This window comes from Candidatus Nanopelagicales bacterium (assembly GCA_018003655.1).
Taxonomy (GTDB): domain Bacteria; phylum Actinomycetota; class Actinomycetes; order S36-B12; family UBA10799; genus JAGNDY01.
On record JAGNDY010000084.1, the window covers coordinates 1 to 5348 of the forward strand.

4 protein-coding genes are annotated in these 5348 nt (G+C 64.4%); all 4 read right to left on the reverse strand.

From position 1 onward, the window contains the following. The coding region (locus tag KAZ48_09680) for an FUSC family protein (GenBank protein MBP7973059.1) at positions 1-1751 on the reverse strand (1751 nt) is incomplete at its 3' end. A gap of 94 nt (positions 1752-1845) precedes the next feature. Next, entirely contained in the window at positions 1846-3111 is a 1266-nt protein-coding gene (locus tag KAZ48_09685) for an ROK family protein (protein MBP7973060.1), read from the reverse strand. 109 nt (positions 3112-3220) lie between these two features. Beyond that, the gene (locus KAZ48_09690; GenBank protein ID MBP7973061.1) at positions 3221-4792 is read right to left on the reverse strand and encodes a SpoIIE family protein phosphatase; all 1572 of its coding nucleotides are present in this window, start codon (positions 4790-4792) and stop codon (positions 3221-3223) included. Positions 4793-4838: 46 nt separating this feature from the next. Continuing rightward, positions 4839-5348: aminotransferase class III-fold pyridoxal phosphate-dependent enzyme (locus KAZ48_09695; protein MBP7973062.1), on the reverse strand; the 510-nt coding region annotated here is incomplete at its 5' end.

A 5348-nucleotide genomic window follows, 5' to 3' on the forward strand; every position in this document is an offset into this window, starting at 1 on the left:
GCCAGAGCTAGATCGAACGTCTCGTCGGCCAAGGCGGCAGCTCGGTACGCGGCCGCCCTGCTGGTACCGGCTTTGGCGACTGCCACCTGCCCGAGCAGGAGGCGGTCGTAGGCGACGACCAAGTAGGCGGTGGCGGCGTGGACTGACCCGGCGAGGGTCTTACGGACACGCGCTGCGACACCCCGCGGCCACATCAATGCAGACACCATCAAGCTGATCAACAACCCGATGCCGACGTCGACAACGCGGATCTCACCCGTCTTGATCGACGGCCCGGCTACGAGTGCGTAGAAGACGATGACGAAGACCGTGAACGACGCCTGCCCGACCACCAAGGAGATCGCGCCGGGCGTGTACCCCGAGAGAAACACGACGATTGGCAACAGGACCCACAAAGCGACTGGGTAGTCGCCGACGAGGAGCAGGACACCTGTTCCGACGACGAATCCAGCAGTCGTTCCAACGATTGCCTGAACAGCGGTTCGACCGGTACCGATGGCGTCAAACCGCAGCGCCGTCATCGTCCCGAGGACAACCCAAAAGGGGTGCTCAAGTTCGGCCAAGCCAGCTACCGCCACGGCGATTGTCAACGCCAGGCCGGATCGCAGGCTGTTGCGCAGCCAGGGCGAACTGAGGGACAGCTGGGCGGACAGCGTCGACCACGTGCTCCGGTGCGGCGTCGGCAGAGCGACGCCGGCGGTAGTTGGGCGGTAGCCAGCGGCGGGTGCTCCGACCGCGACCCGGGAATCCCCGGCGACCAACTCGGTGACTGTCGCAACGAGCCGCAACTGAAAGCCCGCGTCCAGGGCCGACTTGACTAGCGGCGCGTTTCCCTCGGCCAATTCGCGGGATGCCCATCGTTCACTTGCTTGGCGATGTCGATCACGCTCTTCCTCCATTCCCAGCGGGTCCGGTGGGGGCCCACCTTGGCCCAGCGCAGCGGTGCACACGTCGAGGAGGTCAGCGGTAGTTCGCGCCAGGGCTGCGTCGCCGGGCATCTTCAAGTTGTTGGCGTCCGGGCGCCACAGCAGGAACATTCGCAGCCGAGTCAATTCGTCGATCAACAGCACCAGGGCACGGTCGCGACTCGTCGCTGAGCCAGGCCGCAACAGTTGCCCGCCATACTTCTCGTGTAGCCGGTGCTCGGCGTCCTTGAGGTCGCGTTGGGCCTGATCGCTGTCGACAGCTGGGCCGGTGGCCACGTCGGGCCATAGCGAGCGCACGACGTTGGCCGACGCCGCCAGCACCTCGCTGACGGCGGCGCGCAGCTCACTTCGGATGTGCACCGGCCACAGGACCAGTGCCCCAACGAGGGCGAACACGACCGCGACGCCGAAGCCAATCAGTCGAGGCCACAGCGCCGTGAGGTCCCCCGGCGCGGTTACGGCGATGACGAACGGCAACAGGATTGACGTCGTTGCGGCGGCGACGTAGCCCCGCAGCACCCCCGAATAGGCCAACGTCGTGCACACCACGAAGGTGACGATGACCGACGCCCAGAAGGAGTTCGACGCAGCAGTCCCGATTGCGATGGCGACAAGTCCGGCCAGGCCCGCCAGGACATAGGCACGTGCACGATCTTTGGTCGGGCCACCGAAGTCCGCGAACGCCAGCAGCACGAAGGTTCCGAAGCCGGCGTAGGGTGCGCCAGCGGGTAGGTCAAGCCCGTACCTGACGGCGACATAGGCCAGTGGCAAGACGATCGCGACCCGCAGCGCTCGACGCAGGATCAGGTTGCCTGGATCGTGCATCCTCGCCCCTGCCTAGTGATTCGCTGTCGAGGCCCGACCAGCCTTGCTCACCCAGTCCAGCCGGGTCCGGCCACGTTGACAGCGAACGAAGCGGTCAGCTCGTTGGTGCCTTCTTGACGGGCGCCTTCTTGGCCGCGGGACGCTTGACGGGCGCCTTCTTGGCCGGGGCTTTGCGTGCCACGGTCGTCTTTGCTCCGGCCTTGGCAGGGGGCTTCGCCGGTGCCTTGGCTGCATCTGCCGCGGCTACTCGCTTGGCGGCCGGAGTTCGCCGGGTGGTGCTCCGTTTTGCCGGGGCCTTCGTGCCCAGGCTTGCTGCAGCGTTCTGCGCGGCCGTTCGAGCTTGCCGGGAACGAGCAGCGGCCGCTGGCGCACGCGTGGTCTTGATGGCCGGGACCTTGACGAGTTTCTCGACCAAGAGGGCAGCCCCCAAGGCGCCACCAAGATCGCCGAGCTCGGCGAGCAGTACCTTCGGCGGGTTCTTTGACTTGATCAGGTGAGGCATCATGGCCTTCTCGATGTCCCGGACGAACGGCTTGCCCATCCGGATACCCAGGCCACCGCCGATGATCACCGCGTCGACGTCGAGCAAGTTGACCGAACTGCCAACGCCAGCCCCAAGCGCCCAAATGGCTCGGTCCATCAGCTTGATCGCCATCTTGTCCTTTTGCTTGATCGCGCGGTACCAGACACCGCTGGACAACCGGACGCGGTCCTTCTTCTTCATAATCTTGAACAGGACCGTCTTCTTGCCCTTGGACTTCCACTTGCGCGCTTGGATCTCCATCGCTGCGCGCCCGGCGTAGGCCTCCATGCAGCCCGACCTGCCGCAGGTGCAGGGCGCTCCACCCTTGGCCATGATGCAGACGTGGCCGATCTCGCCAGCGGCTCCACGACCAACCCACATCTCTCGGTCGATAACGACACCACCGCCAACCCCGGTCCCACAGAACACACCGAGCAGCGAGTTGAACGATCGGCCGGCGCCCAAGTGGACCTCGGCATTGACGCCGACCTGAACGTCGTTGCCGAGCGCAACCGGCACGCCCCCCATTCGCTTGGACAGCTGGCCTGCCAGCGGGTAAGTCAACATCCAGCCGGGGAGGTTTCCAGCGTTGCTCAGGGTTCCGGCGCTGAGGTCGATTTGCCCAGGAGCACCGACGCCGATGCCGAGCAAGTCAGACATTTCAATCTGGGCGTCGCCGACTGCGGCGCGAATCGAATCAGCGATCGTGTCGGTGACATCGTCGGGCCCGCCAACCGTTGGCGTGGGCCGACGGTCGCTGCCCAAGACGGCGTTCTTCGGATCGACGATGACGACCTGGATCTTTGTGCCGCCGAGGTCGACTCCTGCTCGCATCATGATGTGCCCTTTCGCATGCCGGTTGAGAGATCAGAGCTATCAAAGGATGCTCGCGCACGCAACCGCCGCTTGTCCTGCCGAAGCTGCACATTGTCGGTGGTCAAGGGCATCAATCGCTAGTTGGAACCAACTCGCGACGAAGCCGGGCCGCGATCAGAGTGACGTCGTCGCGCTTCCATTGGTCTTCGGTCGCCCGTGATCGGGCCGCGGCCATCACTGACTGCACCAGTTCCTGCGATGAGGTTCCCGCCGCCGCCAGTAGCTGCGCGATCAACTCATGAATGCCCGCATCCTCAAGTTGTTCGCCAGCCTCGTTGCGAGCTTCGGTAATTCCATCAGTCCACATCACCATCGTGTGATGGTCATCGAATCTGGCCGTTTCGCTGCGCCAGACTCCGCCGAGGCTGGAAAGCAACGGTCCGGTGGTGCCCAGTTCAAAACGCTCGCCCAGGTCACTGATGATCAGTGGTGACAAGTGTCCGGCATTCACCCATTCGATCTGCTTATAGGTCGGATCGATGACAACTCCACACAGGGTCGCGAACCGGCTCTCTTCGGTGCTGAGTAGGCGCTGTGACCGGCGCACTGCGTTGAGCATGCTCCCGCCGGTCTCCAAGACGCTGGCAATCGTCAGCTTCAATCGCAGGCCGATCACACCAGCGTCGGCACCGTGACCGGAGACGTCGACCATCACGACGGCGGTGCGCCCATCCGGCAGCGCGTAGGCGTCCCACCAGTCACCAGCCAGCACGCCCTCGGCAGGCAGCTGCTCGCCGTATACGTCGACTCCGACCGCCGACACCTGCCGTTCGCGGGTCAGTTCCGATCGGATCGCGACCACGACGGGACCCTCCTGTTCCAGCCCCTGCTGAGCCATATTGGCCTCGTCGATTCGTGCGACGAGTTGCCGACGCATCTCTTCCGCATCTCTACCGGCCTGGGCAATCTCGGCTGCTCCGGTCGGCTCGATCGGGGAGGACCTTGCACCGGTTGCAACAGCGCGCAGTTGCAATCCGAGTTGCTTCAGCGGCGACACCACGCCCTTACTGACGAAGATCACTGCCGCGACAAAAACCAGCAACAGGGCGACGCCTGACCCGAACAGCGCCCAGGCAAGTTGCCGTGAGAATTCGGTCAGCCCGGCGAATTCGCTCGCCCGGCGCACATCGATTTGGTTGTCGAGGAACAGCGATTGGGCTTGCAGCACGGCAAAGGCCTGTTCGGCTTTGGCTGACCCCACCAGTTCCACCGCAGCCGTCCTATCGCCGCTGCGAACCGCGTCGATCGTTGGCCGGGCGGCGACCTTGAGCCAGACTCCCCGCGCGTCTGCCACGTTGGTGGCCAGTTCATTGAGCGGTTGCTCCGAACCGGCGAGCAGCCTCTCGAGTTCGGCCAAGTCGGCAGCAGAGCGTTTGAATCCCTCGGCGTAGGTGCTCAGCGACGTTGCCCGGCCGGTGATGACGTAGCCACGCACCCCGCGGTCCATCTCGCCAATGGCGACGTCTAGGTCATTTGACGCGTCGGCTGCGGGCTGCAGAGTCGACGCGACGGACTGGCCAGCATCGCGCGCATCGCTGAATCGGCTCGCAATGATGGTCGCACCAAGGCCTAACACCACGACGGCAATCAGCGCCATCAAGAGCACGCCGGTGCGCAAGCCCGGACTTCTGCGCAACCTCACTCCGCGAAGGCTAGTGGCACCGGCGCGTGCTTGCCGACGCGAATGCCTAGAGCAGCGTCCAGGCCTCAGTCAGCACTGAACGCAGGATGCCCTCGATCTCATCGAACTCGGGTTGGCCGACAATCAGCGGAGGGGCCAACTGGATCACCGGATCGCCACGGTCATCGGCCCGGCAGTAGAGACCGGCATCGAAGAGCGCTTTGGATAGGAACCCTCGCAGGATTCGATCAGATTCGGCCTCGTTGAATGATTCCTTGGTCGCCTTGTCTTTGACCAGTTCGATGCCGTAGAAGTAGCCCTCGCCACGGACGTCGCCCACGATGGGCAGATCGTGCAGTTTCTCCAGCGTGGCGCGGAAGTTGGGTTCGTTGTCGCGGACCCGGCCGTACAGATTCTCCCGTTCCATGATGTCGAGGTTCGCCATGGCGACCGCGCAGGAGACCGGGTGGCCGCCAAACGTGTAGCCGTGCAGGAATGAGGTCGTGCCCTTGGAGAACGGCTCGAACAGTCGGTCACTGACCGCCATCACGCCGAGCGGTGAGTACCCGGACGTCAA